Source organism: Citrobacter sp. TBCS-14 (assembly GCF_005280805.1).
In the GTDB taxonomy this organism is placed as follows: Bacteria; Pseudomonadota; Gammaproteobacteria; order Enterobacterales; family Enterobacteriaceae; genus Citrobacter; species Citrobacter gillenii.
On sequence record NZ_SZWM01000185.1, the window covers coordinates 277,709 to 293,509 of the forward strand.

Below are 15,801 nucleotides of genomic sequence, written 5' to 3' on the forward strand. Positions count from 1 at the left end.
CTGAAATACTGTATAAACAGCCACTATTGTGGCACTTTCTGATACGCGTCGCAAAAAAAAAGCCCGGCTATTCGGCCGGGCTCGCAATTACTGTGCAGAAGACGGTCTGCGAGGACGACGCGGTGGACGCGGTTTGTCGCCTGCCGGTTTGCCTTCACTGTTACGCGGTTTCGCTTTTGGCGCACCACCGTCCTGGCGACGCGGCTGCTGACCACGGCCTGCTCCACCTTGCCCACGACCACCGCCGCCGCCACGCTGCTGGCGTCCGTTCTGGATTGGCTCGGCTTTAATCGACGGGTCCGGCGCATAGCCATCAACCGCAATACGCGGGATCTCTTTTTTCAGCAGTTTTTCGATGTCATGCAGCAGCTTGTGCTCATCAACACACACCAGAGACAGCGCTTCACCGGTAGCCGCAGCACGACCGGTACGTCCGATGCGGTGAACATAGTCTTCCGGGACGTTTGGCAGCTCATAGTTCACCACGTGCGGCAGCTCTTCAATGTCGAGCCCGCGAGCCGCGATGTCGGTCGCCACCAGCACGCGAATATCGCCGGATTTAAAATCGGCCAGCGCACGCGTACGCGCACCCTGAGATTTATTACCGTGGATCGCCGCGCTGCGAATACCGTCTTTATTCAGCTGTTCTGCCAGGTGGTTGGCACCATGTTTGGTACGGGTAAAGACCAGCACCTGCTGCCAGTTACCCTGGCCAATCATCTGTGACAGCAATTCACGTTTACGTTTTTTATCCACAAAGTGAACGAGCTGGCTGACCTGCTCAGACGCGGTATTACGACGCGCAACTTCAATTTCCAGCGGGTTATGCAGCAGTTTTTCTGCCAGCGACTTAATGTCGTCAGAAAACGTTGCGGAGAACAGCAGGTTTTGACGTTTAGCGGGCAGTTTAGCCAGTACGCGACGAATATCATGGATAAAGCCCATATCCAGCATACGGTCCGCTTCATCCAGTACCAGGATCTCAACCTGATCCAGTTTCACCGCGTTTTGATGTTCCAGATCGAGCAAACGGCCCGGCGTTGCCACCAGCACATCTACGCCACTACGCAGTTTCATCATCTGCGGGTTAATGCTTACGCCGCCGAAAACCACCAGCGAGCGGACGTTCAGATACTTGCTGTAATCGCGGACGTTTTCGCCAATTTGTGCCGCCAGCTCGCGGGTTGGCGTCAGGATCAGCGCACGCACCGGACGACGGCTTTTGCCATGCGGCTGATGGGTAATGAGGTGTTGTAACAGCGGCAGGGTAAAACCTGCCGTTTTCCCCGTGCCGGTCTGGGCGCTGGCCATCAGATCACGGCCTTCCAGCACGGCGGGGATTGCCTGCTGCTGAATAGGGGTAGGTTCACGGTAACCCTGCTCGGCAACGGCGCGCAAGATTTCAGGATCTAAACCAAGGGAATCAAAAGACATAACTACTCCGAACCGCCCTGACCGTTACCGGTGTCGTTTTCAGGACGATACTCGCAAAAGAGATGACAAAAACCACAATGTCATGAAGGGGCGGAGTGTAGCAGTTTTTGTGATGTACCGCATAAATTATCCCGCCAGCCGCGAAAAACAAAATAAACCACCAGACTAGACAAGTGCAGAAATCAGTCATAATCTTAATCAATCGATTGATTAATAATTTAGGCATGCCATGAATACATCCACCATGACAACTAAAGGTGAACAGGCAAAGAACCAGCTGATTGCCGCCGCGCTCGCACAATTTGGTGAGTACGGACTGCATGCCACTACGCGCGATATTGCCGCTCAAGCCGGACAAAACATCGCCGCGATTACCTACTATTTTGGTTCAAAAGAGGATTTATATCTCGCCTGCGCCCAGTGGATCGCGGATTTTATCGGTTCACAGTTTCGCCCTCATGCTGAAGAAGCCGAGCGTCTGTTTACCCAACCCAAGCCGGACCGGTCCGCCATGCGCGAACTGATCCTGCGTGCCTGCAAAAACATGATCACGCTGTTAACCCAGGATGACACGGTGAACCTGAGCAAATTTATTTCGCGCGAACAGCTCTCCCCCACTGCAGCCTATCAGTTGGTGCATGACCAGGTGATCAACCCGCTGCATAGCCACCTGACCCGCTTAATTGCCGCTTATACGGGTCGCGATGCCAATGACACCCAAATGATCCTGCATACCCACGCCATATTGGGTGAAGTGCTGGCCTTCCGTTTGGGTAAAGAAACTATTCTGTTGCGCACGGGTTGGTCACAATTTGATGCGGATAAAACCGCGCTAATTGAACACACGATCACCTGTCACATCGATCTTATTCTGCAAGGTTTAACGCAAAGGAGTCTGGAGTCATGAAAAAACCTGTCGTTCTCGGGCTGGTTATCGCGGCCCTCGTTGCCGTGATTGCTGGTGGAACGTGGTGGTATCAAAGCCAACAAGATAACGGCCTGACCCTGTACGGCAACGTCGATATCCGCAGCGTCAATTTAAGTTTTCGCGTAGGCGGCAGGCTGGCCTCGCTGGCGGTTGACGAAGGTGATGCGATTACTGCCGGTCAGGTACTGGGCGAACTGGACCACGCCCCCTACGAAAACGCGCTGATGCAGGCGAAGGCTAACGTTGCCGCCGCGCAGGCGCAGTACGACCTGATGCTGGCCGGGTATCGTGAAGAAGAAATCGCACAAACCGCGGCGGCCGTGAAGCAGGCCCAGGCAGCGTATGACTACGCGCAGAACTTTTATAATCGCCAGCTCGGATTATGGAAAAGCCGCACTATCTCAGCCAACGATCTGGAAAACGCCCGTTCTTCACGCGACCAGGCGCTGGCAACGCTGAAATCCGCGCAGGATAAACTCAGTCAATACCGCAGCGGTAATCGTCCGCAGGATATCGCCCAGGCGAAAGCGACGCTCGAACAGGCTCAGGCGCAGCTGGCGCAGGCTGAACTCGATTTGCATGACACCACGCTGACTTCCCCGTCTGACGGCACACTGCTTACCCGTGCGGTCGAGCCCGGCAGTATGCTGAACGCGGGCGGCACGGTGCTGACGCTGTCGCTTACCCGGCCGGTGTGGGTCCGCGCCTATGTGGACGAACGCAATCTGAGCCAGGCGCAGCCAGGACGTGAAATTCTGCTTTATACCGATGGCCGCCCGGACAAACCGTACCACGGCAAAATCGGCTTTGTGTCGCCAACAGCAGAATTTACGCCGAAAACGGTAGAGACCCCGGACCTGCGTACCGACCTGGTCTACCGCCTGCGTATTGTCGTGACCGATGCCGACGACGCGCTGCGTCAGGGAATGCCGGTGACGGTGAAGTTCGGTGACGAGGCGCGGCATGAATGACGCAGTCATTACCCTCAACGGGCTGGTTAAGCGCTTTGCCGGGATGGAAAAACCGGCGGTCGCCCCGCTCGACTGCACGATTCACGCAGGTTATGTCACCGGTCTGGTAGGTCCCGACGGCGCAGGGAAAACCACGCTGATGCGGATGCTGGCGGGCCTGTTGAAGCCGGATGGCGGCAGCGCGACGGTGATTGGCTTTGACCCCATCATCAACGACAGCGCCCTGCATGCGGTGCTGGGCTATATGCCACAGAAATTCGGCCTGTATGAAGATTTGACCGTCATGGAGAACCTCAATCTCTATGCCGATTTACGCAGCGTTACCGGTGAAGCGCGGGAGAAAACCTTTGCCCGTCTGCTGGAGTTTACCTCGCTGGGGCCGTTTACCGGACGTCTGGCGGGGAAACTCTCCGGCGGCATGAAGCAGAAATTGGGTCTTGCCTGTACGCTGGTCGGCGAACCCAAAGTGCTGCTGCTGGATGAGCCCGGCGTGGGCGTAGACCCAATATCCCGCCGCGAATTGTGGCAAATGGTGCATGAACTGGCCGGGGATGGCATGTTGATCCTCTGGAGCACCTCGTATCTGGACGAGGCCGAGCAGTGCCGCGATGTGCTGCTGATGAACGAAGGTGAATTGCTCTATCAAGGCGATCCGACTCAGCTGACGCAAACCATGGCCGGGCGCAGTTTTTTAATGAGCAGCCCGCAGGAAAATAACCGCAAACTGCTACAACGCGCGCTCAAGTTACCGCAGGTCAGCGACGGCATGATTCAGGGGAAATCCGTGCGCCTGATCCTGAAAAAAGCAGCCACGGCGGACGATATTCGCAAAGCTGAAGGCATGCCGGAAATCACCATCACCAGTACAGCGCCGCGCTTTGAAGATGCGTTTATCGATTTACTCGGCGGCGCGGGAACCTCTGAATCGCCGCTGGGCGCTATCCTGCACACCGTAGAAGGTACCGCCGGTGAAACGGTGATTGAAGCCAAAGCGCTGACCAAAAAATTCGGTGATTTTGCCGCCACCGACCATGTGGATTTTGCCGTCCAACGCGGTGAGATTTTTGGCCTGTTAGGCCCCAACGGGGCGGGTAAATCGACCACGTTTAAAATGATGTGCGGCCTGCTGGTTCCCACCTCAGGTAAAGCGCTGGTGCTGGACATGGACCTGAAGGTCAGTTCCGGAAAAGCACGCCAGCATCTGGGTTATATGGCGCAGAAATTCTCCCTGTACGGTAACCTGACGGTGGAGCAGAATCTGCGCTTTTTCTCCGGCGTCTACGGCCTGCGCGGACGCGCACAGAAAGAAAAAATCGATCGTATGAGCGAGGCGTTCGGCCTGAAGAGCATAGCCTCTCATGCCACCGACGAACTGCCGCTAGGCTTTAAGCAGCGTCTGGCGCTGGCCTGTTCGCTGATGCATGAACCCGACATTCTGTTCCTCGATGAACCGACCTCCGGGGTTGATCCCCTCACCCGTCGCGAGTTCTGGCTGCATATCAACAGCATGGTAGAAAAAGGTGTGACGGTAATGGTCACGACCCACTTTATGGACGAGGCGGAATATTGCGACCGTATCGGGCTGGTGTACCGCGGTAAGCTAATCGCCAGCGGCACGCCGGACGACCTGAAAGCGCAGGCGGCCGATAACGACACGCCGGACCCGACTATGGAGCAGGCGTTTATCACGCTTATCAATGACTGGGATAAGGAGCACGCACATGAGTAATCACGCGCTTTCATGGCGACGCGTGCGCGCGCTGTGCATTAAAGAAACGCGGCAGATCGTGCGCGATCCCAGTAGCTGGCTGATTGCCGTGGTGATCCCATTACTGTTGCTGTTTATCTTCGGCTACGGGATTAACCTCGATTCCAGCAAGCTGCGGGTGGGGATTTTGCTCGAGCAACAGAGCGAAGAGGCGCTGGATTTTACCCATACCATGACCGGCTCGCCGTATATTGACGCCACCATCAGCGACAACCGCCAGGAGTTAGTTGAGAAAATGCAGGCCGGGCGTATTCGCGGACTGGTGGTGATCCCGGTGGATTTTGCCCAGCAGATGGCGCGGCCAAACGATATTGCGCCCATTCAGGTGATCACCGATGGCAGCGAACCGAACACCGCCAACTTTGTGCAAGGCTATGTGGAAGGCATCTGGCAGATTTGGCAAAAGCAGCGGGCAGAAGACCGCGGCGAATCGTTCGAACCGCTGATCGACGTGCAGACCCGCTACTGGTTCAACCCGGCGGCGATCAGCCAGCATTTTATTATTCCAGGAGCTGTGACCATTATTATGACGGTCATCGGCGCGATCCTGACCTCATTAGTGGTCGCACGTGAATGGGAGCGCGGTACCATGGAAGCGCTGCTGTCGACCGAAGTCACCCGCGTCGAATTGCTGCTGTGTAAACTGATCCCCTATTATTTTCTCGGCATGCTGGCGATGCTGCTGTGTATGCTGGTGTCGGTGTTTATTCTTGGCGTGCCCTATCGCGGTTCTCTGCTGATCCTGTTTTTTATCACCAGCCTGTTTCTGCTCAGTACGCTTGGCATGGGATTACTGATCTCCACCATCACCCGCAACCAGTTTAATGCCGCGCAGGTGGCGCTCAACGCCGCTTTCCTGCCATCTATTATGCTGTCGGGCTTTATCTTCCAGATAGACAGCATGCCCGCCATTATTCGCGCGGTGACGTATATCATTCCCGCACGTTATTTCGTCAGCACCCTGCAAAGCCTGTTTCTGGCGGGAAATATTCCGGTAGTGTTGATCATCAACGTGCTGTTTTTAATCGCTTCGGCGGTGATGTTTATTGGTCTGACGTGGCTTAAAACCAAACGTCGGCTGGATTGAGGGGACGGCCATGTTTCATCGTTTATGGACATTAATTCGCAAAGAGCTGCAGTCGCTGTTACGCGAGCCGCAGACGCGGGCGATCCTGATTTTACCGGTGCTGATTCAGGTGATCCTGTTTCCGTTTGCAGCCACGTTAGAAGTGACCAACGCCACTATCGCCATCTATAACGAAGACAACGGCAAGCATTCAGTGGAATTAACACAGCGCTTTGCCCGCGCCAGCGCCTTTACCCATATCCTGCTGCTGAAAAGCCCGCAGGAGATCCAACCGACCATCGACACGCAAAAAGCCCTGTTGCTGGTGCGCTTCCCGGCCGACTTTTCGCGTAATCTGGATACCTTCCAACAAGCACCTATGCAGCTGATCCTTGACGGGCGCAACTCAAACAGCGCGCAGATCGCAGCGAATTATCTGCAACAGATCGTTAAGGAATACCAGCAAGAGTTGATGGACGGCAAAGCGAAGCCGAACAACAGCGAACTGGTGGTGCGTAACTGGTATAACCCGAATCTGGATTACAAATGGTTCGTCGTTCCGTCGCTGATCGCCATGATCACCACCATCGGTGTGATGATCGTCACCTCGCTGTCGGTAGCCCGCGAACGTGAGCAGGGCACGCTGGATCAGCTGCTGGTCTCTCCGCTCACCACCTGGCAAATTTTCATTGGCAAAGCGGTGCCTGCGCTGATCGTGGCTACCTTTCAGGCCACTATCGTGCTGGCTATTGGCATCTGGGCCTATCACATTCCGTTTGCCGGTTCGCTGGGCTTGTTCTACTTCACGATGGTAATTTACGGGTTGTCGTTGGTGGGCTTTGGTCTGCTGATTTCATCGCTGTGTTCAACCCAGCAGCAGGCGTTTATCGGCGTGTTCGTCTTTATGATGCCGGCAATTTTACTGTCAGGATACGTTTCTCCGGTCGAAAACATGCCGGTCTGGCTGCAGAATCTGACGTGGATAAACCCAATCCGTCACTTTACGGACATCACGAAACAGATTTACCTGAAGGATGCGAGCCTGAAGATTGTCTGGGGAAGTTTGTGGCCACTGTTGGTGATAGCGGCCACGACCGGATCAGCGGCGTATGCGATGTTTAGACGCAAAGTGATGTAGTTTTTTGTCTTTCGCCAGCAGCGAAATCACTGCGGGTCCGGCAAGGATCGCCAGTCCCGCTAACGCCAGTAAGACGTTGTTTTGCAGCACGCGGGACAGCAGCCACAGCACGATCATCGCCGCACCGAAATACCACGTGGTGGTCAGCTCTTCCAGTACGTCGGCGACATCACGCCAGCGCTGTTCATGATGACGCTGTAGCGCCAGCATTAATAAAACCGTGACGCCATAAACGACGCATAATCCCAGGCCGACGCGCACCAGCGTGCCGCTCATCCAGCCCATTACCAGCAATGCCACTACCAGTAAATGCAACACAATCTGCCAGCAACTAAGACCTGTTGCGACACGAACACGTTGTTGCCACCTCATGGCTTTTCTCCTGAAGGATCTTTAACTAATTGTTCAGAGTACCGGACTTTACGGAAAATTCCGTAACACCGCATCCTTTTGTGACGCCGACTACACTATTTAAAGGAAAAATGACGCCGACAGGAGAATCATGAGCGGACAAATAGTTCAATTTTCATTCAATGTGCTCACAATTAATACTCACAAAGGTTTTACCGCCTTTAATAAGCGATTTATTTTGCCTGAGCTACGCGATGCCGTCAGAACGGTCGGTGCGGACATTGTGTGCCTGCAGGAAGTGATGGGTGCGCACGAGGTTCACCCTCTGCACGTGGAGAACTGGCCAGATACCACGCACTATGAATTTCTCGCAGATACCATGTGGAGCGACTTCGCCTACGGACGCAATGCCGTGTATCCGCAGGGGCATCACGGTAACGCGGTGCTGTCGCGCTATCCCATTGAACATTATGAGAATCGTGATGTATCCGTCGGCAGCAGTGAAAAGCGCGGTGTGCTTTACTGCCGCATCGTGCCGCCGATGCTCCCTCACCCCATCCATGTGATGTGTGTACATCTTGGTTTGCGTGAAGCCCACCGCCAGGCGCAGTTGACCATGCTGGCGGATTGGGTCAATGCCCTGCCTGAAACGGAACCCGTGGTGGTAGCCGGGGATTTCAACGACTGGCGGCAAAAGGCCAATCATCCTTTGAAAACGCAGGCCGGTCTTGACGAGATTTTTACCCGCGCCCACGGACGCCCGGCGCGTACCTTTCCGGTACGTTTGCCGTTGCTGCGCCTCGACAGGATCTATGTGAAAAACGCCAATACCAGTATTCCGACGGCGCTGGCGCTACGTCACTGGCGACATTTGTCCGACCATGCCCCCCTGAGCGCGGAGATTCATTTATGAAATATGGCTGGCGTGAAGGCAATCAAATTCAGCTGCTGGAAAACGGCGACCAGTACTACCCCGCCGTGTTTAAGGCCATTGAACAGGCGCAGCAAAAAATCATCCTTGAGACTTTTATCTGGTTTGAAGATGCGGTCGGGAAACAATTGCATGCGGCACTGCTCGGTGCGGCACAGCGTGGTGTCAAAGCCGAAGTGCTGCTCGACGGCTACGGGTCACCGGATCTCAGCGAGGAGTTTGTCAGCGAACTCACCACCGCGGGCGTGGTTTTCCGCTATTACGACCCACGCCCGCGGTTGTTCGGCATGCGGACCAACCTTTTTCGCCGCATGCACCGCAAAATTGTGGTGATTGACGACCGTGTCGCTTTCGTCGGCGGGATTAACTATTCCGCCGAGCATATGTCCGATTACGGCCCGGAGGCCAAGCAGGACTACGCCGTGCGTATTGAAGGTCCCATCGTGGCAGACATCCTGACCTTCGTGCTGGAAAACCTGCCGGGGCAAAGCGCCGTGCGCCGCTGGTGGCGACGTCATCATCGGGCAATCGAAAATCGCCAGCCCGGCGAGGCGCAGGCGCTGTTTGTCTGGCGCGATAACGAAGAACATCGTGATGATATTGAACGCCATTATTTGAAAATGCTCACCCAGGCCAAACGCGAAGTGATCATTGCCAACGCCTATTTCTTTCCCGGCTATCGCCTGCTGCATGCGCTGCGCAAAGCGGCGCGACGCGGCGTGCGGGTCAAACTGATAGTGCAGGGTGAACCGGATATGCCGATTGTGAAAGTCGGCGCTCGCCTGCTGTACAACTATCTGGTGAAAGGCGGCGTCCAGGTGTATGAATACCGTCGCAGACCCCTGCACGGCAAAGTCGCGCTAATGGACGATCACTGGGCGACGGTAGGCTCCAGCAACCTCGACCCGCTCAGCCTGTCGCTGAATCTGGAGGCCAACATCATTATCCATGATCGCGCATTTAACCAGGTCCTGCGGGACAATCTGCATCCCATTATTACCGAGGATTGCCAGCAGGTAGATGAATCGATGCTGCCCAGACGCACCTGGTGGAACCTGACCAAGAGCGTGCTGGCGTTCCACTTTTTACGCCACTTTCCGGCGCTGGTCGGCTGGCTACCGGCGCACACGCCGCACCTTACCGAAGTCGCGCCTCCCGCGCAGCCGACTCTGGAAACGCAGGACCGCATTCAGGCTGAAGATGCAGGAGGGAAACCCTGATGGCGAAAGCATCTCCCCGCTGGCGGTTAGCAAAAAAGATCCTCACCTGGCTATTTTTTATCGCGGTGATCGTACTGCTGGTGGTGTATGCCAGCAAGGTCAACTGGGAAGAGGTCTGGTCGGTTATCCGGGATTACAACCGCCTCGCCCTGCTCAGCGCCATTGGTCTGGTCATCGTCAGCTATCTGCTGTACGGCTGTTATGACCTGCTCGGACGCTATTATTGCGGACACAAGCTGGCAAAACGTCAGGTGATGCTGGTGTCGTTTATCTGCTACGCCTTCAACCTGACGTTAAGCACCTGGGTGGGCGGCATTGGCATGCGCTATCGACTCTATTCCCGCCTCGGATTACCGGGCAGCACGATCACGCGCATTTTCTCACTCAGCATTACCACCAACTGGCTGGGCTATATTCTGCTCGGCGGGTTTATTTTTACCTTCGGCGTCGTTCAACTGCCCGCACACTGGTATATCGACGAGGCCACACTGCGCATTCTGGGTATCGTACTGCTGCTGATTATTGTCATTTATCTGTGGTGTTGCGCCTTCGCTAAACATCGGCATATCACGATTAAAGGGCAAAAACTGGTGCTGCCATCGTGGAAATTCGCGCTGGCGCAGATGGCCATCTCCGGGGCAAACTGGATGGTGATGGGAGCGATTATCTGGCTGTTATTAGGCCAGGATATCCATTATTTCTTCGTGCTGGGCGTGCTGCTGGTCAGCAGTATCGCCGGGGTTATCGTACATATTCCGGCGGGTATCGGCGTGCTGGAAGCGGTATTCATGGCACTGCTGGCGGGCGAAAATACCTCGCAAGGCACGATCATCGCCGCCCTGCTCGCGTATCGCGTACTGTATTATTTTATCCCGCTGCTGCTGGCGTTGATGTGTTACTTGCTGCTGGAGAGCCGGGCGAAAAAACTGCGGGCAAAAAACGAGAAGGCAATGGCGAAATAACCGTGAAGGTTATTGCCGGATTAGCGCAGCGCCATCCGGCAGCAGAAATTAACGACGATTGCCGAAAATACGCAGCAGCATCAGGAACAGGTTGATAAAGTCCAGATACAGCGTTAACGCCCCAAGGATCGCGTATTTACGCAGGTTGGAACTGTCGCGCAGATCGATTTGCTCGCCGATGTTTTTCAGCTTCTGCGTGTCATAGGCGGTCAGGCCGACAAACACAATCACCCCAATGTAGGTCACCGCCCACATCAGCGCTTCACTCTTCAGCCAGAAGTTAACCAGCGAGGCCAGCACGATGCCGATCAACGCCATAAACAGCATGTTGCCAAAACCACTGAGATCGCGCTTGGTGGTGTACCCGTACAGGCTCATGATACCGAACATCCCACCAGTGACCACAAACGTGCTGGCGATAGACGAGTAGGTATAGACGATAAAGATGCTCGACAGCGTCAGCCCGGTTAATGCCGAATAGAGCATAAACAGTGTGGTGGCCATACCGGCGCTGAGCCTTTGCACCATGCCGGAAAGGACAAATACCAGCGCCAGTTGGGCGATGATCAGCCCAAAGAAAGTGATTTTGCTGGAAAAGACAAACGTCATCACCGCCGGCGTGTTCGCCGCATACCAGGCAATAAACGCCGTCAGTAACAACCCGCAGGTCATCCAGCCGTAGACTTGCGCCATATAGGTTTGCAGACCGGAACGGGCCTGCACAATAGAATCGGTTCGTGGGAATCGGTCCATGACAATCTCCTGAATTAGTATGTACCTAAACCAATTGTACTCTACCAGCGTTTTGCTGCTTGCTTATCGCTGTCGCGGGCATCAACCCAACGGTCGCCTTCCGGCGTGGCCTCGCGTTTCCAGAACGGCGCGCGGGTCTTAAGATAATCCATAATAAACTGTCCGGCGTCAAAGGCACTGCTGCGATGCGCGCTGGTCACGCCAACGAAGACTATCTCATCTCCCGGCCACAGCTCACCAATACGGTGGATAACCGTCACGCGGCCCAGCGGCCAGCGTTCACGCGCCTCATCGACGATTTCCGCCAGCGCTTTTTCGGTCATGCCCGGGTAATGTTCCAGCGTCAATGCCTGCACGCTGTCCCCGAGATTGTGATTACGCACTTTACCGGTAAACGTGACCACCGCGCCGTCTTCATCGCGCTCTGCCAGCCAGGGATATTCTTCCCCAACGCTAAACGGCGCAGGCCCAACAACAATTCGCGTTTCAGCCATCTCAGCCTCCGGTTACCGGTGGGAAGAAGGCCACTTCATCACCTGCGTTGAGGGGATGGTCGAAGCTCACCAGCGTCTGGTTGACGGCCGCCAGCAGCTTGCCATCTTCTAAAGCCAGCGCCCAACGATCGCTTTGCGCAGCCAGATGCTGGCGCAAGGCTTCCACCGTGGGAAAATCTGCCGCGACCTCTAACGTATCTGCGTTCACCAGTTCTCGCACCTGGGCAAAGAAAAGCACCTTAATCATCTGCATCCACCTTAAAATCACCCGACTTGCCGCCGCTTTTCGCCAGCAGGCGTACCGGACCAATCACCATATCCTTTTGAACCGCTTTGCACATGTCGTAGATGGTCAGCGCCGCCACCGATGCTGCGGTTAACGCTTCCATTTCGACGCCGGTTTTCCCGGTCAGTCGGCACAGCGATTCAATGCGCACACGGTTGTGTTCCGGCTCGGCGCGCAGATTAACTTCAACCTTGCTGAGCATCAGCGGGTGACATAGCGGGATAAGATCCCAGGTACGCTTGGCGGCCTGGATACCGGCAATACGTGCGGTCGCGAAAACATCGCCTTTATGGTGGCTGCCGTCGATAATCATCGCCAGGGTTTCGCTACGCATAGTGACGAAGGCTTCGGCGCGCGCTTCACGTACGGTTTCGGCTTTGGCGGAAACATCCACCATGTGCGCTTCGCCAGCGGCGTTAATATGAGTCAGTTGCGACATACTTATTTCTTCAAATGGGGGTGGAAGTTACACGGACGCGTACGGGCATCGAGCTGCGGCGCAATGATATTTTCCCAGGCAGTGCGACACGCTTTGGTCGACCCCGGCATGGCAAAAATCAGCGTTTTATTGGCCACACCGGCAATCGCGCGTGATTGCAACGTCGCGGTGCCAATCTCTTCAAAGGAGAGCATGCGGAACACTTCGCCAAACCCTTCGACTTCACGGTCGAACAGCGGCAGCAGCGCTTCTGGTGCCTGGTCGCCTTCGGTCAAACCGGTACCGCCAGTAATCAGCACCACTTGCACATCGTCACTGGCAATCCAGGCGGAAACCTGGGCGCGGATGGCATAGCGGTTCTCTTTAACAATCGCCTTGTCTACAATCTGATGACCCGCCTCCAGCGCACTGTCGCGCAGATAATGGCCGGAGGTATCGTCCTCTTCGCCACGACGGCTGGAAACAGTAAGAATAGCAATGCGTGTCGGGATAAATTCAGCGCTTACCTGACTCATGAAAAACTCCTTTTAGCGATCAGCCGCCAATGTAAGATAAGTTTTGCGTAATACCGGTATTGTTCTGATGCAGGAAGTGGGTCTGCTTTTTCTCCAGCAACGCGCTTGAGATACGTTCTTCCAGCGCAGACTGCTGAGCGTCATCTTCCAGCAAATCACGCAGGCTGACCCCGCCTTCACCGAATAAGCACAGATGCAGTTTGCCGACAGAAGAGACGCGCAGACGGTTGCAGGTGGCGCAGAAGTCTTTCTCATACGGCATGATCAGACCGATTTCACCCGCATAATCGGGATGACAGAAAACCTGCGCCGGACCGTCGCTGCGCTGGCGTAGCTGATGGATCCAGCCGCGACGCAGCAGTTCATCGCGCAGTACCTGGCCGGAGATATGGTGTTTACGGAAGAGAGAACTGCCTTCGCCGGTTTCCATCAGCTCAATAAAGCGTAATTGAATCGGACGTGGCTGGATCCAGGCGAGAAAGGTGTCCAGTTGATGGTGGTTTACATCGCGCATCAGCACGGTGTTCACTTTGACTTTCTCAAAACCGGCATCAAAGGCGGCATCAATGCCCGCCATCACCTGTTGAAATTTATCCTGCCCGGTAATGGCATGAAACTGACGGGCGTCAAGGCTGTCGACGCTGACGTTCAGCGCCGTGAGCCCCGCCTCACGCCAGGTGGCGGCATCCCGTGCCAGACGATAACCGTTGGTGGTCACCGCTATCTGGCGGATGGCGTCATTTTCTCGCACGGCGGCGATGATGTCGGTAAAGTCACGACGCAATGACGGCTCGCCCCCGGTCAGACGCACTTTTTCCGTTCCCAGATTGGCGAACGCACGCGTGACGCGGCGAATTTCATCAACGGTCAAAAAACCGTTATTGGTGACCCCACCGGGCTTGTAGCCATCCGGCAGGCAGTAGGTGCAACGAAAGTTACACACATCGGTAATCGACAAACGTAAGTAGTAAAACTTACGTGCGAAAGCATCGGTAAGTTGAGAGCCCATGTACACCTTTCCAAATACGGGAGGCGGAGTCATTTCTTCCTGCGCCCTGGTGACAATCTGATGTAAGCCTTGTCACGGCCAAAGCACCGTATCATTTGACCCAGGTGCAGAGGCTAGAGTGTTTATACTCGTCATACGTCGAGTACATGTTGGTTATGCCGATACTAGCGTGTAAATAACAGTTTTGCCATGTACACTTTCGCTATATAATCCTATACATAGCGACATGATCGTGCAATTTCGCTACAGAATAAGCAAAAATCACAGTTTTGCATTGATATACATCATCTTGCTATCAGGTGGATGTCGTCAAAAAGGGGTATACCCGTCATACTTCACGTTGCATGTGCGTTGGCTGCGCTCGTTCTCCCCAGTCACTTACTTCAGTAAGCTTCTGGGGATTCATTCCCTTGCCGCGTGATTCGCCCTTCGGCCTCACCCCTTCGGGGCCAGCGCAAGCGCTGTTCAAAACGGTTAACCGTTTTGTCCTGCAACTCAAATTATTTAGGGTACAGATCGCCTAAATTTATTTTCACACAACACCGCCAGATAATTGCTGAAAACCCGTAATTTACGCTACTGTAACGGCGATCAATTAATATCAGGAATAACTATGCGCACTCGCACGTTGGCGGATCTGGATCGCGTTGTCGCTCTCGGCGGAGGGCATGGATTGGGACGCGTCCTCTCTTCACTTTCTCCTTTAGGTTCACGCCTGACGGGCATTGTCACCACCACCGATAACGGCGGATCTACCGGTCGAATTCGCCGCTCCGAGGGAGGTATTGCCTGGGGAGATATGCGTAACTGTCTGAACCAGTTAATTACCCAGCCCAGCGTCGCATCCGCGATGTTTGAGTATCGTTTTGGCGGTAATGGCGAACTTTCCGGGCATAACCTCGGAAATCTGATGTTAAAGGCATTAGATCACCTCAGCGTACGGCCTCTGGAAGCGATCAATTTAATTCGCAGCATGTTGAAAGTTGACGCGCATTTAATTCCGATGTCCGAGCTGCCGGTCGATTTAATGGCTATCGACGATCAGGGACATGAGATTTATGGCGAGGTGAATATCGATCAGCTCACTATCCCGCCTCAGGAACTGATGCTGTCGCCAAAGGTGCCGACCACGCGCGAAGCGGTAGAGGCTATCGCTGAAGCCGATTTGATTCTGATTGGGCCGGGCAGTTTTTACACCAGCCTGATGCCGATCCTGCTGCTCGACGAACTGGCGCAGGCCTTACGTCGCACACCGGCTCCGATGGTCTACATCGGCAATCTGGGGCGTGAATTAAGCCTCCCTGCCGCCAGTCTGACGCTTAACGATAAGCTGACTATCATCGAACAATATGTCGGGAAAAAAGTGATTGATGCGGTGGTTGTCGGGCCAAAAGTCGATGCTTCAGCCGTGAGTGACCGCATCGTGATTCAGGACGTGCTGGAAGCCAGCGATATTCCGTATCGCCACGACCGTCAGCTGTTGCACGACGCGCTGGAAAAAGCGGTGCAAGCGTTAGGCTAGGTGGAATTGCCTGA

General features: G+C 54.9%; 17 protein-coding genes and 1 riboswitch. Of the genes, 9 read left to right on the forward strand and 8 right to left on the reverse strand.

The features are described 5' to 3' along the window. Positions 1-87 precede the first annotated feature (87 nt). Positions 88-1,434 (reverse strand): ATP-dependent RNA helicase RhlE, encoded by a 1,347-nt coding sequence (rhlE, locus tag FDX22_RS09980; protein ID WP_096757764.1) that lies wholly within the window; start codon positions 1,432-1,434, stop codon positions 88-90. A gap of 229 nt (positions 1,435-1,663) precedes the next feature. Here rhlE and cecR point away from each other — a divergent pair, with 229 nt between their 5' ends. From cecR to FDX22_RS10005, 5 genes are read left to right on the forward strand one after another with little or no spacing between them, the layout of a single operon-like run. Then, positions 1,664-2,341, forward strand: coding sequence for a transcriptional regulator CecR (gene cecR / locus FDX22_RS09985; RefSeq protein WP_146717131.1), 678 nt, complete (start codon positions 1,664-1,666; stop codon positions 2,339-2,341). Beyond that, entirely contained in the window at positions 2,338-3,333 is a 996-nt protein-coding gene (gene hlyD, locus FDX22_RS09990; protein WP_096757766.1) for a secretion protein HlyD, read from the forward strand. The genes cecR and hlyD overlap by 4 nt, the downstream gene beginning before the upstream one ends. Continuing rightward, positions 3,326-5,062, forward strand: coding sequence for an ATP-binding cassette domain-containing protein (locus tag FDX22_RS09995; protein WP_117341670.1), 1,737 nt, complete (start codon positions 3,326-3,328; stop codon positions 5,060-5,062). Before hlyD ends, FDX22_RS09995 begins: the two co-directional genes overlap by 8 nt. After that, a complete protein-coding gene (locus tag FDX22_RS10000) occupies positions 5,055-6,188 on the forward strand; it encodes an ABC transporter permease (RefSeq protein ID WP_115258998.1) in 1,134 nt (377 codons plus the stop codon). The genes FDX22_RS09995 and FDX22_RS10000 overlap by 8 nt, the downstream gene beginning before the upstream one ends. Before the next feature lie 10 nt (positions 6,189-6,198). Further along, positions 6,199-7,305: an ABC transporter permease gene (locus FDX22_RS10005; protein WP_096757769.1), complete on the forward strand. Its 1,107-nt coding sequence runs from the start codon at positions 6,199-6,201 to the stop codon at positions 7,303-7,305. Here the strand turns inward: FDX22_RS10005 and FDX22_RS10010 are convergent. Then, positions 7,267-7,677 (reverse strand): YbhQ family protein, encoded by a 411-nt coding sequence (locus FDX22_RS10010; RefSeq protein ID WP_115258999.1) that lies wholly within the window; start codon positions 7,675-7,677, stop codon positions 7,267-7,269. The two genes, FDX22_RS10005 and FDX22_RS10010, sit on opposite strands and share 39 nt — an antisense overlap. A gap of 130 nt (positions 7,678-7,807) precedes the next feature. Between FDX22_RS10010 and FDX22_RS10015 the strand changes: the two genes are divergently transcribed. Genes FDX22_RS10015 through FDX22_RS10025 form a run of 3 tightly spaced genes read left to right on the forward strand, consistent with a single transcriptional unit; the run spans position 7,808 to position 10,769 of the window. Then, entirely contained in the window at positions 7,808-8,569 is a 762-nt protein-coding gene (locus FDX22_RS10015; RefSeq protein WP_146717132.1) for an endonuclease/exonuclease/phosphatase family protein, read from the forward strand. After that, positions 8,566-9,807, forward strand: a complete 1,242-nt coding sequence (gene clsB / locus FDX22_RS10020; protein WP_096757772.1) for a cardiolipin synthase ClsB — start codon at positions 8,566-8,568, stop codon at positions 9,805-9,807. The genes FDX22_RS10015 and clsB overlap by 4 nt, the downstream gene beginning before the upstream one ends. After that, positions 9,807-10,769, forward strand: coding sequence for a YbhN family protein (locus tag FDX22_RS10025; protein WP_096757773.1), 963 nt, complete (start codon positions 9,807-9,809; stop codon positions 10,767-10,769). The genes clsB and FDX22_RS10025 overlap by 1 nt, the downstream gene beginning before the upstream one ends. 48 nt (positions 10,770-10,817) lie before the next feature. Here the strand turns inward: FDX22_RS10025 and FDX22_RS10030 are convergent, their stop codons facing one another. The 6 genes from FDX22_RS10030 to moaA form a co-directional block, all read right to left on the reverse strand. Further along, positions 10,818-11,522 carry a Bax inhibitor-1/YccA family protein gene (locus FDX22_RS10030; protein WP_096757774.1) on the reverse strand — a complete coding sequence of 235 codons (705 nt, stop codon included), beginning with the start codon at positions 11,520-11,522 and terminating at the stop codon, positions 10,818-10,820. Between the two features lie 41 nt (positions 11,523-11,563). After that, on the reverse strand, positions 11,564-12,016 hold the full coding sequence (gene moaE / locus FDX22_RS10035) for a molybdopterin synthase catalytic subunit MoaE (RefSeq protein ID WP_115259002.1): 453 nt from the start codon (positions 12,014-12,016) through the stop codon (positions 11,564-11,566). A 1-nt stretch (position 12,017) separates the two neighbouring features. Continuing rightward, positions 12,018-12,263, reverse strand: coding sequence for a molybdopterin synthase sulfur carrier subunit (moaD, locus tag FDX22_RS10040; protein ID WP_096757776.1), 246 nt, complete (start codon positions 12,261-12,263; stop codon positions 12,018-12,020). Beyond that, a complete protein-coding gene (moaC, locus tag FDX22_RS10045) occupies positions 12,256-12,741 on the reverse strand; it encodes a cyclic pyranopterin monophosphate synthase MoaC (RefSeq protein WP_096757777.1) in 486 nt (161 codons plus the stop codon). The genes moaD and moaC overlap by 8 nt, the downstream gene beginning before the upstream one ends. Before the next feature lie 2 nt (positions 12,742-12,743). Continuing rightward, positions 12,744-13,256: a molybdenum cofactor biosynthesis protein B gene (gene moaB, locus FDX22_RS10050; RefSeq protein ID WP_096757778.1), complete on the reverse strand. Its 513-nt coding sequence runs from the start codon at positions 13,254-13,256 to the stop codon at positions 12,744-12,746. 19 nt (positions 13,257-13,275) lie between these two features. Then, positions 13,276-14,265: a GTP 3',8-cyclase MoaA gene (moaA, locus tag FDX22_RS10055; protein ID WP_096757779.1), complete on the reverse strand. Its 990-nt coding sequence runs from the start codon at positions 14,263-14,265 to the stop codon at positions 13,276-13,278. Beyond that, positions 14,253-14,398, reverse strand: a riboswitch (molybdenum cofactor riboswitch). It overlaps the preceding gene by 13 nt. 480 nt (positions 14,399-14,878) lie before the next feature. On the opposite strand from moaA, the gene yvcK reads away from it, so the two are divergent. Continuing rightward, entirely contained in the window at positions 14,879-15,787 is a 909-nt protein-coding gene (gene yvcK, locus FDX22_RS10065) for a uridine diphosphate-N-acetylglucosamine-binding protein YvcK (RefSeq protein ID WP_146717134.1), read from the forward strand. Positions 15,788-15,801: the final 14 nt, after the last annotated feature.